Here is a 21,723-nt window from a genome sequence, read left to right on the forward strand (position 1 = left end):
CATGATCACGCCGACAAGTCTTCCTCGTCGTCGATAAAAGCGCCCGGCTCCAACCCGCGGCCGCGCATATAGGCCAGAGCCCGCTCGGCTGCTGCGAGCTTGCGTTTGAGTTCTCTCATCCCCGCGGCGTTGTCGTCGGAGAACTCATCAAGCCGCTCGTACTCTCGCCGAACCTCGGATTCGATCTCGACGAGGTTATGCCACACCGCGGGATCTTGCTCGAGACCTTGGAGCTCACGCAAGATCACAGCGGCGAGTTGCCGCGCGACAACGGTCTCGACCGTTTCTGCACTTGCTCCTGGGCTGGCGAGGCCGAAAGCGATGCCACCTCCGCCGGCGCTGACGAGTGTGCCCGCCGTGATGAGCCCACCGATCATGCCGCCCGGGCCGAAGCTCGCCAGAGCTGTCGTCACAACGGCAGCGCCGACCACGCCGGGGGCGACCGCGAGTGCCAACCCGCCGGTCGCGGCAACGAGAGCCGCAGCTCCTGCGCCGATGGCGCCCCACTTGATCAGGTTGGCGGCTACCTTGCTTCCGCTGAGTACCTCACGGGATCGCTTTGCCGCTTCGAAGACGTCGGCGCCGAACTGGCTGCCTAGGTCCATCTCCGCTGCCAGATCTCTCAGCGCGCTCTGCTGCTTGTCCTGAGGGATCGTGATCTCGAAGGGGCGCAGGATGTTCTCAGACGCAAGCACCGTGAAGAGCACGACCGCATCGTCTTTCGCAATATGGCTCGTGGGAAGGGAAGCCGGCGTCGGGGCATCCGGGTCGGCAAGGTCGAAGGCGAGTCGCGCGACCGCTGACGGGGTCGGGCGCCGCGTCTGCTCGTTGCGCTGCATGATGTTGTCGATCGCCGTGGCCTGCACGTAGCGGAGGGCTCCGGAGTATCGATCGCCAACGTCGCCGTCGAGCCTGTTGCGGATCAGCGATGCGTAACGCAGCGCGACTACTGCGTACCGTTCCGCGACATCGAGCGGGATGTCAACGGCAGTGTGCGCGCGCTCGACCTCTTTCGACTGTGAGCCGAAAAGTGCATATCCGACCGCGGCACCCACGGCGTCGTCGGCAAGGTACTGCACGGCATCGTGGACGTGGATGCTCGGAAGCGAGTCGATGCGGAAGTCGATGAGCCAGGGGAAGACCGAGGACACGCCGCGACTAGCTGAAACGGGGTCATGTCGATTCCAGAAGTTCACCCACCAGGAGAGGTTCGTCGGCGGTTCTTTGAGCGCATCACGCAGCTTGTCGACTTCGAAGCGTGCGCTCGCGAGCGGACTGCCGATAGTCACGAGCCCCGCGACCTCGAGGGCGGTGGGCAAGCGTCGGAGCACATCGGCGGCAATGACCGAACCGAGGCTGTGCGCGACGATGACGAGACGTCCCCTGTCGGGTAACGCCTCAAGGATGCGGCGGAGCACGTTGGCGCGGATCTGCTCGTTCGACACGTAGTTGCGGGCCTGCACGAAAGCGGGGAGCGCCAGGGCAGTATCGATCACTACTTGTCCACCCAGCGTTCCGCCTCCACGGTGATGCCGACCGAGTCGGAACTCGAGTGCTCCGACCCGCCGCTCGAACTCGCGCCGGTTCCTTCGTGCGGCTTCTCGTCCGGGCTGCGTGATTGTCACCGGAGGGATGGTCGTCTTGCCGTCGAAGCCCTTGAGCGCGTGCGCATACTTCGGTGCGATGACAGCGGAATCGTCGAGAGTTGGATAACCAAGGCGTCGCAGTGTCAAGTCAAGCTGGTTCCGCCAGAGGTCCCCGGGGTCGCCCGTGCCCACACCATGCAGGAAGAGCAGGGTCGTCTCGGTGGGGCCGGAAGCGCCGTCGATGTCCATGTACTGATCATGGCCGAGATCTCGCATACTGGTGTACGACTGACCTGCGCGTGCATACAGGCACCCGGCGAGCTCCCCCAGCGCGCCGGGCTAAGTGGCCGGACTTGTGGACGTTAATTGTTCGGTTCGAACCCCCCGAAGCCAAGCGGCGAGCTGGTGGACGGTTCTCACGGCGGGGCGCAGGTCGAGATCCTTATCGTCAAAATGCGCCACCTTGTTCCGGAGCTCCCGAACTGAGTCGATCCAGGCGTTGAACTCGTCTTTGCTGATGGACCAACCGAGATCATCCCAGTGCTCGGCGTACATCCGCTGCAGCTTTCCCAGCATCGCACTGTCGATGTCCTCTGCGTTTACACCGGTGAACTTGGCGCGCGCCACTCGCTTCAGCTCTCTCTCGCAGCGACCGACCGCGAGGAACGGCACCGCTAGGTCTTCGAACTGCTCCGTGAGGTCGGTTGCGGTGACGATGCCTGCCAGCTTCCCTTGGTATGTCACTGCAACGAAGTCGTACTTCACCACCGGGCCGACATTTGAAAATAGGTCTGAGTGTAGGTCGACCGGTGTGGCGGGCATGAGAATGTCCGCGACGTATCGAGACTCTTCGCGGCGAAGCCGCGCCGAGCCATAAGATTTCCAGCTGACCACACCGATGAGGTTGCGCTTGAGTGACGTCATCAACAACGAGGAGTTGCGAGTAGTCGTACCGCAGCATCATCGCAGTCGCATCATCAATTGGTGTCGATGGCTCGACCAGGCCTGGAAGCGATGGCTCGTCTCGATTGGCCAAAGCGAAGGATGCGGCAGGAATCCGCGCGAGGGTTAGAAGATGGTCGTCGGGGTCGGCTTGCTTGGACGAGGCTGTCGCGTTTCGAATTTTGACGCGAGTGTCGAGGGTTCCGGTGTCAATTGGTGGATCAATCTCGAATCCCATGTTGGCGAGATCGGTCGTAACCGTCTCGACCATATTTCGTCCTCTTCCTCGCGCGCCCCAGGACCCGATCAAGTCGCGGATGGAGATGCTCTCTTGCTGCTTCCGCATCTGGTCGAAGTACTTCTTCTACTCAGCGAGAGTACTTTCAACAGTCGGCTCCGGTGGGATGCTTGCGTTGGACGCCATGATTCTCCAATGCTCAAAGGCATTCGTTGGCTCACTGCTGGTCAGGATAAGGCAAATTAGCTTGGCTCTGGCCGCGGTAGCTGTGAGGGCCCCCCGCTACTCGAACCCACCCGTCAGCCGCCCGTGCATCGTCCCGCTGGAGTCATTCATCCCGACGATCTCCACCGTCTTCCCCAACGCCTGATACTTCGTCTCGATCGCATCCAACGCGGCAACTGTCGACGCATCCCACACATGCGACCCTGACAGATCGACGACAACCCGATCGGGATCCTCCGTATACGAGAACAACGTCGTCAGGTCATTGCTCGACGCGAAGAACAGCTCCCCCTCCACGACATACGTCACCACATCGCCCGCAGGCCCCAGAACCCGAGTAACTGATACGAAGTGCGCCACCCGCCGCATGAACAGCACGGACGCGACGAGCACCCCACCGACGACCCCGACCGCCAGGTTGTGCGTGATCAGCACCAGCACCACCGTCGCCACCATCACGAACGTCTCGCTCTTCGGCATCCGCTTCAACGTCGACGGCCGCACGCTGTGCCAGTCGAACGCCCCGATCGCGACCATGATCATCACGGCCACGAGCGCCGCCATCGGGATCGTCCCGACGAAGTCGCCGAACACCACGACCAGCAGGAACAGGAAGATCCCGGCGCAGAACGTCGAGATGCGGGTCCGCGCGCCTGACGCCTTCACGTTGATCATGGTCTGACCGATCACCGCGCAGCCGCCCATTCCGCCGAAGATCCCGGAGAGCACGTTCGCGACGCCCTGCCCCCACGACTCGCGCGTCTTGTTCGAGTGGGTGTCGGTGATCTCGTCGACGAGCTTCGCGGTGAGCAGCGACTCCATCAGCCCGACGAGCGCGACCCCGAGCGCGAACGGCGCGATGATCGTGAACGTCTCCCACGTCAGGGGAACGTTCGGGATGAACAACGACGGCAGACTCCGCGGCAGCTCACCCTGATCGCCGACGGTCGGCACCGTGATCCCGAACGCGAGCACAACGCCGGTCACGATGATCACCGACACGAGCGGCGCCGGCACGATCTTGGTGAGCTTCGGCATCACGAGCATCACGATGATCCCGAGCGCCACCAGCGGATACACCAGCCACGGCACGTCGATGAGCTGCGGGAACTGCGAGCTGAACACGAAGATCGCGAGCGCGTTCACGAACCCGACCATGACGCTGCGCGGGATGAACCGCATGAGCTTCGCCGCGCCGAGCACCCCGAGGACCACCTGGAAGATCCCGGCGAGGATGACCGTCGCGATGAAGTAGTCGAGGCCGTACGTCGGCGCGACGGGAGCGATCACGAGCGCCACGGCACCGGTCGCCGCGGTCACCATCGCCGGTCGCCCGCCGAGGAACGCGATCGACACCGCCATGATGAACGACGAGAACAGCCCCACCTTCGGGTCCACCCCCGCGATCACAGAGAACGCGATCGCTTCCGGGATGAGCGCGAGTCCGACGACGAGCCCGGCCAGCACCTCTCGCGTCAGCAGTCGCGGATTCTTCAGGGCATCGAGCACCGAAGGGTGGGCGCGATAGCGGGCGCGGTCGTCGACCGTCGTTGCAGACATGGAGCTCCAGGGGAAGGCGCCTCACAGAAAGAGGCAGACGTTCCAGCCTATGACTGATGCGCAAGTCGCCCACCCCGCGCCCCTTCCACCTCACCCCTCACATCCGCCAGGATGAACACGACCGCCGAGAGGAGCCCCGTATGTCGTCGCAAGCCCCCTCCACCTCCCCGGAAACAGCACCCGCCGCGCTCCCCGGCGCCGTGGTCATCGCCGCGATCCGCCGCGTCCTCCTGTGGTCGCTGATCGCCGCATTCCTCTACCCCGTGTTCATGACCGCCAGCAAGGGCATCTGCCCCGGCGGGGTCGACGCGAACGGAGGGTTCATCGATTCCGCGGGCCAGCCGGTGGACGAGGCTCCCCAGTGCATCCAGCTGACGCTCGCGCCGAGCCCCCTCGTCTACGTCGCCATCGCCGGCATCGTGCTGCTCGCGCTCGGTCGCGTGATGAAGGCGACTGACGAGCGCGCGGCGCTGCGAACCCTGGAGTGGACCCTGCGCGGAGTCGGACTGTTCGTGGTGGTCGCGATCGTCGTCTCGCACGTGTGGTTCGCGCTGATCCCGATCGAGCAGTTCACGGGCGAATCCTGGAGCGTCGTCAGCCCGTTCCCGTTCGGCTCGATCGACGTCGAGGTGACGCCGATGACCGCCTCGTGACGGTTTAGTCCCGCCAGTCGATCCCGACGCCGGCGATCCGTCGCCCGGCCTCGTCGGCGGCGACCGGCTCGCCGACGTCCGCTCCGCGCTCGAGCGAGACGGCGGAGTGCACGATGGTGTCGGCGTACACGTGCACGAGGTTGTAGCCCTGCGCGGCGTCCTGTCCGCGGGTGGCACCCACGGGCTGCGCGAGGTCCTGACCGTACGCGCTCGACGAGGCGACGGCGACGGGGATCCCGGCGAACGTGCCGAAGGACGGATGGTGCACGTGCCCGGACAGGATGCCCCGCACGTCCGACCCCCGCAGCACCGCGGCCAGCGCGTCCTGATCCCGCAGCTCGACCGTCACGGCGAGGTCGAGCACCGTCGGCAGGGGCGGATGGTGGATGAGCAGCAGCGTGCCCTGCGGTGCCGCCGTCGACAGCTCTCCCTCCAGCCGATCCAGCTGCGACGACGGCACCTCCCCCCAATGCGCGCCGGGCACCGTCGAATCGACGACGATGACGCGCATCCCCCCGAACCACCGCACCTCGACGATCGGCTCGTCACCCGCCCCCGCGAGTCCGAGCTCCGATCGCATGGCACGACGGTCGTCATGGTTGCCGGCCGCCCACACGACCTCGCAGCCGAGCGCATCGGCGGCGGGCGTCACGAGCTCGCGCAGTCGCTTGTAGGCGGCGGCATCGCCCCGGTCCGTCAGGTCTCCCGTGAACAGCAGCGCGTCGGGACGGAGCCCCGAGGCGACGAGCCGGTCGAGCATCTCCGCCAGGTTCGCGTCGGCGTCGGCCCCGCTGCCGTACAGCGGCGACCGTTCACCCGGCAGGTGCGTGTCGGAGATGTGCACGAAGGTGTGCGACGGGCGAGGGTGTTCGGTGAGGATCATGTCTCTTCCTGGTCGGCGGACGGAGGCAGGTCGGGGCAGATGTCAGACGGCGGCGGCCGTGGATCCGGAGACGAGCGTTCCCGTGAACGAGCGGCGCACGAGCATCTCCGGCTCGTCCGCGGTGAGCAGCTGCTGCATGGTCTCGACGGCGGCCGCGGCCACCGCCTCCACGGGGATCCGCAGAGTGGTGAGCCCGAGCAGGTCGGCGCCGGGAAGGATGCCGTCGCACCCGGTCACGCTCACGTCCTCCGGCACGCGGAGCCCGGCCGCGCGAGCGGCGCGCATGACGGCGAGCTGCCGGTAGTCCGAGGCGCACATGACGGCGGTCGCCCCGGCGCGCACGGCGGCGAGGGCTTCGTGCACGCCGTCCTCGGGACGCGCGCCGGCCGAGATCATCGTCACGGCGACCCCAGCCGCGGTCAGCACTTCCTGCATCGCGAGCGCGCGCAGGTGCTCCGGGTACGACGCGTCGGGGCTTCCGGCGAGCACGACGACGGTCCGATGCCCGAGCGCGACGATGTGCTCCGCGAGCAGGCGCCCGTGGCCCTCGTCGTCGTAGTGGGCGGTGTGGATGCGGCCCGCCGACTCCACGCGCCCGGCGCGCAGGATCGGCACCTGGTCGGCGAAGGGCTCGAGCTGAGCCGCGGAGATGCCGCCGGTGGCGACGATGAGTCCCGCGACGCGCATGCCGAGCAGCCGGTGCAGCGCATTCACCTGCTTGGCGCCCTGCTCGTCGGCGCCGATCGTGACGGTCACCAGGTCGAGGCCGCTCTGATGGGCCTCTTCCTGCAACCGGGAGAAGAGGAGACCGTACGCGGGGTTGCTCGCGTCGCGCAGCATGAGGCCGACGGTGCCGGTGCGTCCGGCGGCGAGCTCGGCGGCCATCGTGTTGCGCACGTACCCGAGCCGCTCGGCCGCCTCCAGGATGCGCTCCTGCGTCTCCGGCGCGAACCGCCCCTCGCCCTTCAGTGCCCTGGTCGCCGTCGCGCGGGACACCCCGGCCGCCGCGGCGACGTCGCTGATCGTGACCCGCAGGGCGGGCGTCCCGGCGTCCGCCCCGCTCATGCGCGCTGCTTCCGTCGGCGGGGCGCTCCGGCGCGCGAACCTCGTCCATACACGAGATACATGGTGACACCCATGATGATCATGAGCAGCACGGTGTAGACGAACGTGATGGGCATCGCGTCGAGGTTGTTCTCCCCGCGCGTGCTCTCCTGGATCGCGACCCCGAGCGGCTTGTACAGCGGGTGGTAGAGGAAGATCGCGGCGTCGTAGTCGTCGAGCAGGCTGTTGAAGTTCAGCGCCGTGATCGCGGCCGCGGTCGGCAGCACGAGCGGGATGAGCACGCGCCGGAACGTGGTCAGCGAGCGGGCGCCGAGGATGCGCGAGGCGTCTTCCAGGGAGTCCGGCACGGACGCGAACCCGGCCTTGAGCAGCCGCAGCGTGAAGGGGATCTTCACGCAGATGTACGCGACGAGCAGCAGCACCGGCGTCCCCGTGAGCACGATGTTGCCGACGAACGGCTGCGGCGCGTCGAACGCCATCACGAAGGCCAGCGCGATCAGCACGATCGGCAGGATCCACGGGATGTGCAGCACGTACTCGATGGCCGTGGTGAGCAGGTTGCGGTGCTTCTGCATCATCCGCGCGACGAACAGCAGCCCGCCCACCACGATGACCGCGGCGAGGGCGCTGTAGACGACGCTCACGATGAACGGGCGGAGGGCCGCCGCGCTGGAGAACACGGTGATGTAGTTGTCGAGCGTGAAGCTGTCGAGCGTGATCGATCCGGCGAGGATGCTCCGCGCGTCCACGAACGAGAAGATCACGATGAGCACGACCGGGATGAGGTAGATCACCCAGAGCAGGTAGGCGACCACGTGCACGACCGCGTTCGCGAACGGGTTGCGGATGCGCTGCTTCTGGATCGGCGTCGCCACCTTCGCCACCGAGAAGTACACCCCCGATTTCTCGGCGCGGTTCATGATCGCGAGCAGGATGATGGTCGCGACGCCGAGGACGATCGCCAGCAGCGCCGCGATGTCGCGCGTGATCGGGCTGCGCGACAGGTCGATGATGAGGGGTGCGACGGTCTGGAAGTCCGGCCCGCCGAGCACGAGGGGCGCGGTGAGGGCCCCGAGACCGATGAGGAACGTCAGCACCGTGACCGCGAAGAGCATCGGCTTCATGACCGGCAGCACGATGCGGCGCAGGATCGTCCAGGTCGAGGCGCCCATGAGCTTCGCCGCCTCGATCGACGCGTAGTCCACCTTGCCGAGCGACGAGGACAGGAACAGCATGTGGTTCGTCGTCGTCGCGAACGTCATCACGAACACGACCGCGAAGTAGCCGGAGAACCAGTCCCGGTTCATGTCCGGCCAGATGTTCACCATCAGGTTCGTGATGAAGCCGAATTTGCCGTAGATGAAGTTGTAGCCGGCGGCGAGCACGATGCCGCCGTAGATCAGGGTCGTGGCGTAGCCGAGCCACAGGAGCTTCGCGCCGCGCACCTGGAAGTACTGCGTCACCAGCACGATGAACACCCCGACGACGTTGACCGTGACGGACAGCGTGATCGCGAGGAGGAAGCTGTTGCCGAGCGTCTTCAGCGCGCGCTCGCTGCCGAGCAGCTTCTCGACGGCGCGGATGCTGAACTGGCCGTCCGGGAAGAAGGTCGCGGCGAGCAGCTCGGCGTTCGGCAGCACGAGGAAGGCGGCGGCGAACCAGATCACGACGATGCCGGTCACCCAGGCGAGCGGCGAGCGGAGCATCGCGCGCACGCTGCCGGGGCGGCCGCGGCGGAGGCGGGGCTCCGTCGCGGTGCCCGCTTCGGCGGCCTCGGTGGTCAGCGCGCCGGGAGCGTCGGTCATGGCCGCGGACGGCGGCGGCACCGGGCGGGATTCGTTCTGCGGAGCGCTCATGTCACGCCGCCGGGTACTGCAGGATCCACCGCGGGTCGACGTCGATGCGCACGGCGTCGCCGACGTCCCACCGTTGCGCGCTCGCCGCGGCCGGCACGCTCACCCGGAGCGTCGCGTCGGCCGCCGACACTGTGTAGACGCTGTGGCTGCCGTGGTACGTGCGCTCCGCGACGGTGCCGTCGAGCGACGCCGTGCCGCCGGCGGTGACCTCGGACGGCGACGCGAGGTGCAGCTTCTCCGGCCGCACGTAGCTCTCCGCCGTGGCGTCGAGGCCCGCGCCGATCGCGACGAGCTGCGCGGGGGTGAGCCGGTTGTTCTCGCCGATGAACCGGCAGACGAACGGCGTGGCGCTGCGGTCGTAGATCTCCTCCGGGGTGCCCACCTGCTGCAGCGTCCCGGCGTCGAGCACGGCGATGCGGTCGCTGAGGGTGAGCGCCTCCTCCTGATCGTGCGTGACGTACACGGTGGTCACGCCGACCTCGTGCTGCAGCTCCTTGAGCTGCTCGCGCAGCTGCACGCGGAGCTTGGCGTCGAGGTTCGACAACGGCTCGTCGAGCAGCAGGATGCTGGGGGTGAGGGCGAGCGCCCGGGCGATGGCGACGCGCTGCTGCTGGCCGCCGGACAGCTCCGCCACGTTCTTGTCGAGCTGCGACGCGGCGAGCCCGGTGCGATCGGCGACCTCGTCCACGCGCCGCCGCTGCTCGGCCTTCGACACCTTCTGCACCGAGAGGCCGAACGCGATGTTCTCCCGCACGTTCATGCTCGGGAACAGCGCGTAGTTCTGGAACACCATCCCCACGCCGCGCTTCTCGCTGGGTACGCGGGTCACGTCACGACCGGCGATGTGGATGCGGCCGCCGGTCGGCTCGATGAACCCCGCGAGCGTGCGCAGGGCGGTGGTCTTGCCGCATCCGGACGGACCCAGGAGGGTGAAGAACTCACCCTCCTGGATCTCCAGATCGAGGTGCGAGACCGCACGGTGGTCGCCGAACACGACCTCGACGTCGTCGAAACGGATCATCGTCTTCTCTCTCTCTGCCGGTGCGGGACTGCGCGGGTCAGCCGATGTACTCGAGCGTGACCTTCTCGACCCAGGCGCCGAGGTTCTCGCTCACGAAGCCGAAGTCGATGTCCTGACGGTCGAGCGTGCCCATGAGCTCGACGACCTCGGGGTTGGCCTTCTCGACCGCGCCCTCGTTCACCGGCATGGCGTTGAATTCCGCGGCGAACTCGCCCTGCACCTCGGCGCTGCCGAACCAGTCGATGAACTCCTGCGCCTTGTCCTCGTTGTCCGTGCCGTTGATCTGCGCGATCTGCTCGGTCACGTAGGGGACGCCGTACTCGGGCACGATCATGCCGGTGCTGGTGCCGTACTCCTCGTCGCGGGCGGAGATGCCGCTCGACGGCAGCACGCCGTAGTCCACCTCGTCGCGGGTGATGCGGGCGTAGAGGTCGGTGCCCTCCACGGCGGGGGAGCCGTTGGCGTAGTACGACTTCACCAGGTCCCAGCCCTCGTCGCTCACGCCGAGGTCGCCGTCCTCGTCGAGGTGACGGGTGAGCATGCTGGCGAGCACGAGCTGCGGGGTGGCCTGGCCGAGCGCGGGGTTGACCTCGTAGCGGCCGGCGTACTCCTCGTCGGTGTACAGGTCGTCGGGGTCGGTGGGCGCGTCGCTGATGCGGTTCTCGTCGTAGACCGTGACGATCGCCTGCTCCACGAGCGGCCAGAACGCGCCGTCCTTCGGGTCGCCGGCGTCCGCGGGCACCTCGCCGCTCCAGCTCGGCTCGTAGGCCGTGATGGCCTCTTCCGTCTTGAGCTGCTCGAAGAACATGTTGTTCAGGCCGAAGACCACGTCGCCGACGGGGTTGTTCTTCTCCGCGATGATGCGGTTCGTCAGGTCGGCGCCGCCAAGGCCCACGATCTCGATGTCGATGCCCGCGTCGGCCGCCTTCTCGGTGATCCACTCACCGCGGCCGTCGCTGTTCGAGTTCGTGTAGACGATGAGGGTGTCCCCGGAGCCGCTGTCGCTGCCGCCGCCGTCCGCGTCTCCGTCGCCGCCCGCCGTGCATCCGGTGAGCGCGATCGCCGCCGCGGCCGTCAATCCGATGAGCGCCCAGCGCCTCTGCTGCCTGTCGGCCATGTTCGTCCCTTTCTCGCCTTCGAGGTGTGTCGATGCGACACTACCGGTTCTTGTGGTGAAGGCACAAAGATTGCCTGATTTCGTGAGCGCGGTCGCGCGTCCGCACTCAAGATAGGCGCGCGGCGTGAACGCGAGGATGCGATGAGGTGAACGGGTGGGGGATGGGTCCCGGACCGGGGTGTGGGGTGTCCTGTCGGAGGGCGCGGAATGCCGGTATTGACTCGAACATTTCTTCGAAAATCGCACCTCGCGAGATAGAATGAAGCATGTCGAAAATGTCCGGGTTGCGCGAGGCGATGGAGCGTCTCGACGAGGCGTGGGGGTCTGCGGGCGATGCCCCGGAGCTCTCCCGCGCGCAACTCGTCGACGTCGCCGACGCGATCGGACTCCTGCAGCGCCGGCTCGATGCACTGCACGTCGACGTGGCCGCCGGCATCGCCCGGGAGTCGCGCGCCGAGCTCGGCGCCGACAGCCTGGCGAAGCAACGCGGCTACCGGACGGCGGCGAAGCTCATCGCCGCGGTGACGGGTATCTCGACGGGGGAGGCACAGCGTCTGGTGAAGGTGGGAGAGGCGACGGCCCCGCGGAGCGATCTGCTCGGTGCGCCGCTGCCCGCGCGGTACCCGCTCCTCCGGGAAGCGCTCGCGTCGGGTGCGCTCGGGGCGCCGGCGGCTGGTCTCCTCGTCGCGCTGCTGGATCGCTGCCGTGTGGCCGCCGGGGCGGAGCGCATCGCCGAGGCGGAGCGTGTGCTGATCGGTGCATCCGAAGGTCTCGAGCTTGATGCGGTGCGCAAGCTCGTCCTCCGCGCCGAAGCGTGGCTCGACCCCGACGGCGTGGCGCCGCGGGCGGAGGAGCAGCGCGCTCGGCGCGGACTGCGCATCTTCGAACGTGACGGCATGGTGCACCTGCACGCGCAGCTCGATGCCGAGACCGCGGCGCCGGTCGTCACTGCGATCCGGGGGCACGTGTCCGCCGTGTTCGCCGCCCGCCTCGACGCCCCGGACGCCGGTGCGCCGGACGCGGATCGGCGGACTGTCGCGATGATCCAGGCCGATGCGCTGGCCCTCTTCTGCGGGCACGTGCTCGGGTGCGAGGGTGATCGGGTGCCGCTCGCGGGGGCGACGGTGATCGTCCGGGTATCGCTGGACGATCTGCAGGCGGGAGCCGGGTCGGCGACGATCGACGGCCTCGACCAGGTGATCGACATCGGCGCCGCGCGGCGGATGGCTGCCAGCGGCGGCGTCATCCCCTGCGTCCTCGGCGGGGCGAGCGAAGTGCTCGACTGGGGTCGCGAGAAGCGCCTCTTCACACGAGCCCAACGCCTGGCGCTCGCCGAGCGGGATGGCGGGTGCGCCATGTGCGGGCTCCCGCCGGGGATGACGAAGGCTCATCACCTCCGCTGGTGGCAGCGCGACCGAGGTCCGACCGATCTCTCGAACGGGATCCTGCTCTGCGAGACCTGTCACCACCGTATCCATGACAACGGGTGGGAGATCGTCATCGAGGGTTCCGGTGTGGCCGGCCGGCCGTGGTTCCTTCCGCCGCGGTGGGTCGACCCGCAGCGCACACCGCGGCTGGGCGGACGGGCGCGCTTCGATGTCGCGGCCTGAGTGGATAGCGGCTGTTCGCGATGCCGGGCGTCGGGGTCTCGGGCGGCCGGCGCCCGAAGGGGAGGGGTGCGCTGTGCTCGCGCTGTCAGCGGCGAAGTCGGGAGCGGACGCGGCGGGCGGCACGCGCGAGGGCGTCGCGCCAGGCGCCGCCCGGCCACTCGCGGCGCAGCCGCAGGCTGCCGTCCTCGTTACGCACGAGTTCGACCCGACGGCCCGCGAGAAGCGGCGACCTGCCGAGGTGTGCCGTCACGTCGGGAGCCGCTGTCAGCGGAGCGGTGAACATCCAGCCGGCGTAGCGCACGGCGACGGTGAGGTCGGCTTCGCGAGCGCCGTCCTCACGGAACACCTTCATCGGGTCCAGGGCGATCGGCACCGCGTCGAGACGCTTCGGGCGCCGGCCGCCGATCTTGCGCTCCGAGCCGGCCGTCGACTCCGCGGGTCGGCCGGGCGTCGGCGTATCGCGCGCGACCAGGTCGACCCGGTCCGCGCGACGTTCCTTGCGGGCGTTGAGAAGCCCGGAGGGGAGATCCTCGGTCGTCGACAGCGGCAGGGACACCAGTCGGTCGGCGGAACCGACGGTCTCGAACACGAACGCTTCCTCGCCGTCCCGGAGCAGACGGACGCGCACGGTGAGCTGCAGGCCGCCGCGCGACCAGCGCGCCGCCGTCACGGTGGCGGTGCAGGTCGTGTCCGCCTCGAAGGCAGCGAAGGCGAGCAGGTCGTCGCGGCGATCGGCGCGCAGCAGAGCGGCCCGGATGCGCTGCGGGAACGACAGCCCCGCGTCCACGCCGGGTCCGAAGCGGCGCTGCGCGAGCGGCACCACCACGTCTAGCAGACGGTCGCGATACTCCGCCGGGTACTTCACCATCCGTCGCCCGGCGACCCGGTTGAGGATCTTGCCGCGGAACCAGTGCCGCAGCAGTCGATCCCGCACCTTCCCCGGTTCGGTGTTCGCCTCGACCACGTCGAGCACGGTCTCCAGATGCGGGAAGTACGACTCCGGTTCGATCCGGGACGAGCTCGCGCTCCCCGGCTCCTTCACCCACGCGTAGCAGGGCTCGCTCGCGAGGACCGAGATCGTGTCGGCGGCGAAGTACGCCTGCATCACGAAGAGATGGTCCTCGAGTCGCACCTTCCCGTCAGGGAAGCGGATGCCGTTCTCCCGCAGGAACGCCGTCCGGAACATCTTGTGCGGCGTCAGCATCTCCAGGATCGGGTCTTCCCCGAGCACGGCGTTCGGGATGTCGCGCTGGAAGATCTTGGCGGGCAGCTTGCGTCCGATGCCCACCTCCTTGCCGACCACGACATCGGAGCCGTTCTCGTCCGCGTAGTCGCACAGCCGCTCCAGTGCGCGCGGGTAGAGCCAGTCGTCCTGATCGACGAACTGCACGTACGTGCCCCTGGCCTCTTCGACGCCGCGGTTGCGCGGAGTGCCCGGCCACCCGGAGTGCGGCAGCGAAAGCACGCGCACGTGGGGGCGACCCTTCGCGATGCTCTCGAGCCGCGCGGCCGTCTCCTCCCCGGAGCCGTCGTCGCAGAGCAGGACCTCGAACGCCTCCCGATCCAGCGTCTGGGCGTCGAGAGACGCGATGAGGTCGTCGAACGACGCCTTCGGCCGGAACACCGGTACCACCACGCTCACCCGCACGCGGCCCCCGGCCGCCTCGTCCCCGGTTGCACTGCTCATGGACGTCATCCCCCTGTGATCATGGCCGGCCCGAATCTCCCCCGCCGGAGGTTCCAGCCAACCATCCCTTCCTGTGGAGCGCGCCAGGCTCGCGGCGGTCTCGGGTGTATGCCGACGCCGCGGAGGATCAGTGCAGGGTGAGACCGATCTCGAACGAGCGCCGCCAGGGGAGGGTCAGCTCCACGATTCGCACGTCATCGGCGGGCAGCATCGACTCCAGGAGGGCCGTCAGCTCCGCACGGATGACGCGCTCGGCCGTCGCGACCTGCGAATCCTCGGTCATCGGGTAGATGTCGGGGAAGAGCGACGGGCCCGCATCGGTGCGCACCACGGCCTGGTAGGCGAAATCGTCGAGCAGCCGCGTGAGCAGGGCGATCCGCGCGGCGCGCTCGTCGAAGGAGCCGGCGGCCCTGCCCACCACTGCGGCGGCGGCCACTGCGACGACACTGCCGAGCGTGTTCCCGGCGGTGTTCCACCCGCCGAAGGCCTCCAGGCGCCCGAGCAGTCCGGCCTCGGCCAGCGCGCGTACGAGCGCCTCGTCCGCGCCGTTCGGGTAGCGCACGTCGGCCAGGGCCACGTGCTGCCCGGCGTCCAGACGCTCCCGCACGAGTGCGACCGTCCCCGCGACGGCCTCGGCGTCGACGACCTCCGGCCGCCCGCGGAACATGTCGTGCCGGTCGGGGTCCGGGGCGTGCAGCACGAGGGTGACATCGCCTCCTGCGGCGACCTCCTCGGCGCCGGCTGCGCGGATCTGCCGGCTCGCCGACGCCGCGAGCGACATGTTCTCGTAGGGCGGGATGCGCTCCATGCCGGCGGCGTCCGCGCAGACCACCGAGAACGAGGCGGTCACCCCGGCGTTCGCCGCGAGGGCCCGGGCGACGAGCGCGGCCCCGACCTCGTCGGCCCCCGGGTACATCAGCACGCGCCGGCCCGACGGCAGCATCCGCATCCAGTGCCGGAGCCAGACCTGCTCCGCGCTGCCCGCCGCGAACGGAGCGGTGTCGTCGGCGGTGATCGCCAGGAAGTCGAGGGTCTCGTCCTCCACGAGGCCGAGCGTGGAGAGGTTCATGATGTGGTTGCGCAGCCGCCGAGACGAGTAGTCGGAGACCACATCGGCCGGCACCGGGGTCAGTTCGTCGAGCGGCAGCACCTCGGTCTCGCCGAGCAGCCGGTGCGCGTCGCCGCCGAGCGCGTGGATCTCCTTGCCGTGCTCCGTCCAGTAGGTCGGCTCCTCGGCCGCGGAGTAGGAGTTGCTCGCCCGGGTCACCAGCGACACCGCCGAGATCGGCAGGTCGGGCCGCATCCGCCGCACCTCGCGCAGCACGTCCAGGCGCGCCAGCACGTCGCGGGTGGTGTCGTGACTCGTGCGGCTCGCGATGAGTCCCCCGTAGAGCAGCATGTCCACCGACACCACCAGGTGCACGGTCGCCGGGTCTGCGGCACGCTGGCGCAGCCAGGCGCCCAACCCGTCGGCATCGCCCGCGGTCCGGTAGGAGGGGAGGATCGCGGCGGGCGGGACGTCGAGGGTCACCCCGGCGACGGCCGCGACGTCTCCCGGGAGCTTCACGTTCACCGGGCGGTCGTCGAGGGGCAGCAGCGCGATGCGGGGGCGGAGGATCGGGTCGGACACGAGGAGCCTTTCGTCGGTGAAGAGGGTCGCAGATCGGGGATCAGGGGCGGGCGATGGAGACGAGATACGAGTAGCGGTCGCCGCGGTACACCGACTCGGCGTACTCGATCGGGCGGCTGCGGGCGTCGTAGGTCGTGCGCTTCACGAGGAAGGCGGGGGAGAACGGCGGCGTCTGCAGCGCGGCCGCCTGCTCCTCGTCGAGGACGACCGCGTGGATCTCCTGGTCGGCGCGCACGGCGGTGATGCCGAACCGGGTGCGCAGGTCGTCGTAGAGCGAGTCGCCCACGATGCCGTCCTCCAGACCCGGCACGGTGTCGGCCGCGATCGAGCACACCTCCAGGCAGATCGGGATGTCGTCGGCGGTCCGGACGCGGCGGATCCGCACGACGGGGGACTGCGGGCTGAGGTTCAGGGCGTATCCGGCGGTCTGCCCGGCCGCCGCGGTGCCGACGTCGACGGAGAGGGAGCCGGGCCTCATGTTCCGGGCGAGCATGTCTTCCGAGAACGACGTCAGCTCGAACGCCTTGCTGATCCGCGAGGCGCTCACGAAGGTGCCCGCCCCCTGCAGCCGGTACACCAGGCCGTCCCGTTCGAGCTCGTCGAGGGCGCGACGCACCGTCTGCCGGTTCACCTCGAGCGACTCCGCGAGCTCGCGCTCCGTGGGCAGCTTCTCGTGGGGTGCGAGCCCCTGGTCGATGACCTTCTCCAGATGCCGCCGCACGCGTTCGTGCTTCGTGACGCCCTCGATCGCCGCCATGGTTTCCCCCTCGTTTGGACTAACCCAATCTTGACGATCACCCGGGATTGTGTCAATGTCTCCTCTCAGCGGTTCTTAATTGGTCTATTCCAATCCTTTGCACGGTCAACGATGAGCGGAGAATCCCCATGCACGTGAAGCACAACATGCGCCGACGCGTCCTGGTCGCCGGGGCGGTAGGCACGGCGACGATCGTCGCCCTGAGCGGCTGCGCCGGCGGCGGCGGTGATGCGGACGGCCCCACCGAGATCACGTTCTCGTACCTGTGGGGAGGGGAGGAGGCGAAGGCGCTGGAGGCGATCATCGCCGACTTCAACGCCAGTCAGGACGACATCGTCGTCAAGGGCGTCTCCAGCCCCGACACCCAGAAGCAGCTCACGTCGATGTCGTCGTCGAACGGCTCCTTCGACATCTCCGACAACTTCGGCAACACCGTCGGCGCCTGGGCTTCGAAGGGCATCCTCGCACCGCTCGACGAGGCGATCGCCGCCGAGGACATCGATGTCGACGACTTCGTCCCCAGCGCCATGGAGCAGATGACCTACGACGGCAAGATCTACTCGCTGCCGATCGCCATCCACAGCTTCCAGCTCCTCTACAACCCACAGCTTCTGGAGGAGGCCGGGGTCACCCCGCCGACCACGATGGACGAGCTCGCCGCCGCCATCCCGAAGCTCACCAAGAAGGACGCGTCGGGCAAGATCACGCAGCTCGGACTCGGCTCGGCGAACGACAGCACCACCCTCACGACCCTCGGCTACGCGTTCGGCGGGAGCTGGGACGGCGAAGACGGCCCGACCCCCGCGGAAGACGGGAACATCGAGGCCCTGCAGTGGTATCAGGACAACGTGATCGAGCCGGTCGGTGCCGACGCCATGGCCACGTTCGTGTCCGGACAGGGCGAGTACCTCTCCGCGCAGGACCCGTTCTTCAGCGGCCAGGTCGCCATGATCATCGACGGCGAGTGGCGGTCGGCCAGCGCCGCCAAGATCGCCCCCGAGTTCGAGTGGGGCGTGACCGCGATACCCGCCGCCTCGCCCGACCTGGAGAACAGCACGCAGGTCACCGCGAGCACCCTCTTCATCCCCGCGAACTCGAAGCACAAGGAGGAGGCGGCCACCTTCCTCGCCTACCTCGTGAGCGACGAGCCCATGGAGAAGTTCGCCGTCGCCCTCGGCAACCTCCCCGGCCGCTCCTCCCTCGCGGGCAGCGCCGCGTTCGACGAGCTGCAGGACTTCGGCGTCTGGGCGGAGGCCGCGTCCTCCCCGAACGCGAAGTCCCTGGCGAGCCGTCCGTACAGCGCCGAGTATGCGACCGACCTCGCGACCGCGTTCGACGAGGTCGTGCGACTGACCGCCACCCCGGAGGAGGCGATCGCGACCGTCGAGGAGCGCATGGCCTCCTACGCCTCGAAGTGAGTCGGTTCTCGTGACCACGGCAACAGCACCCCGGGTCCGGCAGGAGAACGCTCCTGCCGGACCCGGCGCTCCCGTCCGGCGGCGCCGCAGCCGCCGGACCACGCTGATCGGCCTGGCTTTCGCGTCGCCGTTCATCGTCGGCTTCCTGTTCCTTTTCGCCTATCCGATCGCAGCGTCGGCGTACTACAGCTTCACCGACTTCAACCTGTTCCAGGCGCCGGAGTGGGTGGGGCTGGACAACTACACCCAGATGTTCGCCGACGGGGTCTTCTGGAAGTCGCTCGCCAACACAGCCGTGCTCACCGTCTTCGGCGTGCCGCTCGCGATCGGCATCGCGCTCGCCGGCGCGCACCTGCTGAACACGCCCGTGCGGGGCCAGCCGCTCTATCGCGCGCTCGTGTATCTCCCGTCGATCGTGCCGGTCGTCGTCGGCGGCTACCTGTGGCGCTGGCTGCTGAACGCCCAGTACGGCTTCATCAACTACTTCCTGTCGTGGTTCGGCATCGAGGGGCCGGCCTGGCTGCAGCAGCCGGAGTGGACAAAGCCCGCCATCATCCTCATGTCGTTGTGGACCGTCGGCGGCACCATGATCATCTACCTCGCCGCCCTGCAGGAGGTGCCGAAGGAGCTGTACGAGGCGGCCGAGCTCGACGGCGCGGGGGCGTGGCGCCGCTTCACGAACGTCACCTGGCCCACGGTCTCCCCGGTCACCCTGTTCCAGGTGATCGTGAGCATCATCGGGTTCCTGCAGATCTTCACGCAGCCCTACATCCTGTCGCAGGAGCGCCTCAACCAGGCGGGCTCGGGGCCGGGGCAGTCGATGCTCTCCTACGCGATGTACCTGTACCAGAACGCCTTCGTGTTCCTGAAGATGGGCTACGCCTCCGCCATGGCGTGGACTCTGTTCATCATCACGCTCGCCGTGAGCCTCATCGTGCTCGCGACCTCGAGGAAGTGGGTCCACGATGGTGCACGCTGACATCTCCGCACCGGTGCGCCGGCCCCGCCGCACCCGGCGCACGCTCCGCCGCGTCCGGCAGCAGATCGCGGTGACGCTGCTCGCGCTGCTGTTCCTGTTCCCGCTGCTGGTGATGCTGTCGACCGCGTTCAAGACACCAGGCGACGTCTTCTCCTCCCCGCCCACCCTGCTGCCCGCCGAGTGGACGACGGCCAACTTCGCCGAGGCGTTCGCGCAGATCCCGGTGTGGCGCTACCTCGCCAACACGCTCTTCGTCTCGGGCATGAGCATCCTCGGCACGGTCATCTCCTGCCCCCTCGTCGCCTACGCGCTGGCGAAGGTGAAGTGGCGCGGCGCCCGACCGCTCCTGATCCTCGTGCTCGCCACGATGATGCTGCCGCCGCAGGTCACGCTGATCCCGCTGTTCCTCGTGTGGAACGGGCTGGAGGCGACGAACACCTACCTCCCGCTCATCGTCCCCGCGTTCCTGGGCACGCCGTTCTTCATCTTCATGATCCGGCAGTTCCTCCTCGCGGTGCCGGACGAGCTCATCGAGGCCGCCCGCCTGGACGGTGCCTCCGAGTTCCGCACTTACGCGACGATCGTGCTCCCGCTGGCGCGCCCGGCCATCGTGACCGCCGCGATCTTCCAGTTCGTCTGGGCGTGGACCGACTTCCTCAATCCCCTCATCTACCTCAACGACCAGTCGACGTACACGCTGTCCATCGGTCTGTACGCCTTCTTCGGGGAGAACGACGTGGCCTGGGGGCCGCTCATGGCCGCGTGCGTGATGTTCACCCTCCCGGCCGTGGCGATCTTCCTCCTCGGCCAGAAGTTCTTCATCGGCGGTGCCAGTGCAGGAGCCCTCAAGTGACCCATGAATCCCTCGCCCTCCTCCGCGGCCGGCTCGTCGCCTCGGTCCAGGCCTCCGCGGGAGCCCCCGCGAGAGACACCCACGTCATCGGCGCGCTCGCCGAGTCGGCGCTGCTCGGCGGTGCGAGCGGCTTGCGGCTCAACGGGCCGGAGGACATCCGTCGGGTGCGACCGGTGACCGATGCGCCGATCATCGGGCTCCACAAGGTCTGGAACGGCGTCCGCAACGTCATCACCCCGGAACGCGCGCTCGCCGCGGGGCTGGCGGAGGCCGGGGCCGACATCATCGCGGTGGACGCCACGACGGAGCAGTTCGGCACGGACTTCCGGCTCATCGGGGAGATCGCCGCGGCGACGGGGCGACCGGTGATGGCCGACGTGTCGACGGTCGCGGAGGGCGAGCGGGCCTGGGCGGCGGGGGCGGCGGTCGTCGGCACGACGCTGTCCGGCTACACCCCGCACTCGCCGCGTCAGGACGACCCTGACCTCGACCTTGTGGCCGCGCTCGTCGCCGCGGGGATCCCGACCATCGCCGAGGGTCGCTACCAGACCCCTGCGCAGGTGCGCGCGGCCTTTGACGCCGGGGCCTTTGCAGTCGTCGTCGGCGGAGCGATCACCGATCCGATCGCCCTCACGCGTCGGTTCGTCGCCGCGACGCCGGCCGCCCGGGAGCGCGTGTGATCGTCGGGGTCGACATCGGCGGGACGAAGATCGCCGTCGCCGGGTTCCGTGCGGAGCCGGGCGGGGCGCGCCGTCGCGCCACCGCCGTGCACACCCTGCCGACGCCGGCTCGGGAGGGTGGCGAGGCCATCGTGCGGGCGGTCGTCGATGCGATCGATGTGATCCGCGGCGGGAAGCAGCTCGCGGCGGTCGGCGTGGGCACTGCGGGCGTGGTGGATCAGGACGGCGGCATCACCTCCGCCACCGATGCGATCAGCGGCTGGGCGGGCTTCCCGCTGCGTGCGACGCTCATCCGAGCCCTCGATGCCCCGGTGGTCGTCGTCAACGACGTGCACGCGGCGGCGGTCGCGGAGGCCACGGCAGGGGCGGGTCGGGGAGCGCGTGGTCTGCTGATGGTCACGGTCGGCACCGGCATCGGGGGAGCCGTCGTCCTCCCGGACGGTCTCCGCGCGGGTGTGACCGGCACGGCGGGATCGGTCGGGCACACCGAGCTCGCCCTCCCGCCAGGACTGGCCGGTCGTCGATGCGGCTGCGGAGGGGTCGGGCACGTCGAGGCCGTGGCCTCCGGTCCGGCGTTGGAGCAGACGTACCTCGAGCGCACCGGCACGGCGCGCACGCTGCGGGACGTGGACGCGGCCGCTCGTGCCGGGGAGCCGGTCGCCGAAGAGGTGATCGCGGAGGGGGCGGCGTTCCTCGGGCGCGCGCTGGCCGGGGCGCAGGCGCTTTTGGACGTGGAGGTCGTCGCCGTCGGCGGCGGCGTGGCGGCCATCGGGGAGCGGTATCTCGCCGGGGTCGCCCGCGCCTACCGCGAGGCGGCGATGCCGGGCCCGTCGACGGCCCGGGTGCGATCCGCGGAGCTCGGGGTCGATGCGACCGTCACCGGGGCTGCGGTGCTGGCACGGGTCTGAGTCCGGATTCCCACCCCACATTCAGCGTTAACGATATATCGTTGAGTATCGTTCA

The 21,723-nt window shown here is 68.8% G+C and carries 18 protein-coding genes; 7 read left to right on the forward strand and 11 right to left on the reverse strand.

From position 1 onward, the window contains the following. Positions 1-5 precede the first annotated feature (5 nt). The 3 genes from BLU02_RS11085 to BLU02_RS11095 all read right to left on the reverse strand — a co-directional run bounded on the left by BLU02_RS11085 (position 6) and on the right by BLU02_RS11095 (position 4,551). On the reverse strand, positions 6-1,835 hold the full coding sequence (locus BLU02_RS11085; protein WP_082749946.1) for a lipase family protein: 1,830 nt from the start codon (positions 1,833-1,835) through the stop codon (positions 6-8). Positions 1,836-1,925: 90 nt separating this feature from the next. After that, a complete protein-coding gene (locus tag BLU02_RS11090) occupies positions 1,926-2,510 on the reverse strand; it encodes a Swt1 family HEPN domain-containing protein (protein ID WP_060921312.1) in 585 nt (194 codons plus the stop codon). Positions 2,511-3,048: 538 nt separating this feature from the next. Continuing rightward, positions 3,049-4,551 carry a SulP family inorganic anion transporter gene (locus BLU02_RS11095; protein WP_060921313.1) on the reverse strand — a complete coding sequence of 501 codons (1,503 nt, stop codon included), beginning with the start codon at positions 4,549-4,551 and terminating at the stop codon, positions 3,049-3,051. 140 nt (positions 4,552-4,691) lie between these two features. On the opposite strand from BLU02_RS11095, the gene BLU02_RS11100 reads away from it, so the two are divergent. Beyond that, positions 4,692-5,204 carry a hypothetical protein gene (locus BLU02_RS11100; RefSeq protein WP_060921314.1) on the forward strand — a complete coding sequence of 171 codons (513 nt, stop codon included), beginning with the start codon at positions 4,692-4,694 and terminating at the stop codon, positions 5,202-5,204. A gap of 4 nt (positions 5,205-5,208) precedes the next feature. Here BLU02_RS11100 and BLU02_RS11105 read toward each other — a convergent pair whose 3' ends face one another. The 5 genes from BLU02_RS11105 to BLU02_RS11125 all read right to left on the reverse strand — a co-directional run bounded on the left by BLU02_RS11105 (position 5,209) and on the right by BLU02_RS11125 (position 11,146). Further along, complete coding sequence (locus tag BLU02_RS11105; RefSeq protein ID WP_060921315.1) at positions 5,209-6,087, reverse strand: metallophosphoesterase; 879 nt, start codon at positions 6,085-6,087, stop codon at positions 5,209-5,211. A gap of 42 nt (positions 6,088-6,129) precedes the next feature. Continuing rightward, positions 6,130-7,152, reverse strand: a complete 1,023-nt coding sequence (locus BLU02_RS11110) for a LacI family DNA-binding transcriptional regulator (protein WP_060921316.1) — start codon at positions 7,150-7,152, stop codon at positions 6,130-6,132. After that, positions 7,149-8,858 (reverse strand): ABC transporter permease, encoded by a 1,710-nt coding sequence (locus BLU02_RS11115; RefSeq protein WP_060921322.1) that lies wholly within the window; start codon positions 8,856-8,858, stop codon positions 7,149-7,151. Before BLU02_RS11115 ends, BLU02_RS11110 begins: the two co-directional genes overlap by 4 nt. A 151-nt stretch (positions 8,859-9,009) precedes the next feature. Continuing rightward, a complete protein-coding gene (locus tag BLU02_RS11120) occupies positions 9,010-10,029 on the reverse strand; it encodes an ABC transporter ATP-binding protein (RefSeq protein ID WP_060921317.1) in 1,020 nt (339 codons plus the stop codon). Positions 10,030-10,066: 37 nt separating this feature from the next. After that, the gene (locus BLU02_RS11125; protein WP_060921318.1) at positions 10,067-11,146 is read right to left on the reverse strand and encodes an extracellular solute-binding protein; all 1,080 of its coding nucleotides are present in this window, start codon (positions 11,144-11,146) and stop codon (positions 10,067-10,069) included. A gap of 266 nt (positions 11,147-11,412) precedes the next feature. Here BLU02_RS11125 and BLU02_RS11130 point away from each other — a divergent pair, with 266 nt between their 5' ends. Further along, positions 11,413-12,756: an HNH endonuclease signature motif containing protein gene (locus BLU02_RS11130; protein ID WP_231919560.1), complete on the forward strand. Its 1,344-nt coding sequence runs from the start codon at positions 11,413-11,415 to the stop codon at positions 12,754-12,756. 85 nt (positions 12,757-12,841) lie between these two features. Here the strand turns inward: BLU02_RS11130 and BLU02_RS11135 are convergent, their stop codons facing one another. The 3 genes from BLU02_RS11135 to BLU02_RS11145 form a co-directional block, all read right to left on the reverse strand. Beyond that, positions 12,842-14,443 (reverse strand): glycosyltransferase family 2 protein, encoded by a 1,602-nt coding sequence (locus tag BLU02_RS11135; RefSeq protein WP_167627845.1) that lies wholly within the window; start codon positions 14,441-14,443, stop codon positions 12,842-12,844. A gap of 127 nt (positions 14,444-14,570) precedes the next feature. After that, positions 14,571-16,073, reverse strand: coding sequence for a DUF4127 family protein (locus tag BLU02_RS11140; RefSeq protein ID WP_167627846.1), 1,503 nt, complete (start codon positions 16,071-16,073; stop codon positions 14,571-14,573). A gap of 40 nt (positions 16,074-16,113) precedes the next feature. Continuing rightward, positions 16,114-16,830, reverse strand: coding sequence for a GntR family transcriptional regulator (locus tag BLU02_RS11145; protein ID WP_060921953.1), 717 nt, complete (start codon positions 16,828-16,830; stop codon positions 16,114-16,116). Between the two features lie 128 nt (positions 16,831-16,958). Between BLU02_RS11145 and BLU02_RS11150 the strand changes: the two genes are divergently transcribed. From BLU02_RS11150 to BLU02_RS11170, 5 genes are read left to right on the forward strand one after another with little or no spacing between them, the layout of a single operon-like run. Then, a complete protein-coding gene (locus tag BLU02_RS11150; protein WP_060921952.1) occupies positions 16,959-18,248 on the forward strand; it encodes an ABC transporter substrate-binding protein in 1,290 nt (429 codons plus the stop codon). A gap of 10 nt (positions 18,249-18,258) precedes the next feature. Further along, a complete protein-coding gene (locus BLU02_RS11155) occupies positions 18,259-19,227 on the forward strand; it encodes a carbohydrate ABC transporter permease (RefSeq protein ID WP_082750030.1) in 969 nt (322 codons plus the stop codon). Beyond that, positions 19,214-20,080 carry a carbohydrate ABC transporter permease gene (locus BLU02_RS11160; protein WP_025104068.1) on the forward strand — a complete coding sequence of 289 codons (867 nt, stop codon included), beginning with the start codon at positions 19,214-19,216 and terminating at the stop codon, positions 20,078-20,080. Before BLU02_RS11155 ends, BLU02_RS11160 begins: the two co-directional genes overlap by 14 nt. Beyond that, a complete protein-coding gene (locus BLU02_RS11165) occupies positions 20,077-20,760 on the forward strand; it encodes an N-acetylmannosamine-6-phosphate 2-epimerase (protein ID WP_060921951.1) in 684 nt (227 codons plus the stop codon). The genes BLU02_RS11160 and BLU02_RS11165 overlap by 4 nt, the downstream gene beginning before the upstream one ends. Continuing rightward, entirely contained in the window at positions 20,757-21,668 is a 912-nt protein-coding gene (locus tag BLU02_RS11170) for an ROK family protein (RefSeq protein ID WP_082750029.1), read from the forward strand. The genes BLU02_RS11165 and BLU02_RS11170 overlap by 4 nt, the downstream gene beginning before the upstream one ends. Positions 21,669-21,723 lie beyond the last annotated feature (55 nt).

The organism is Microbacterium paraoxydans, from assembly GCF_900105335.1.
GTDB lineage: Bacteria > Actinomycetota > Actinomycetes > Actinomycetales > Microbacteriaceae > Microbacterium > Microbacterium paraoxydans.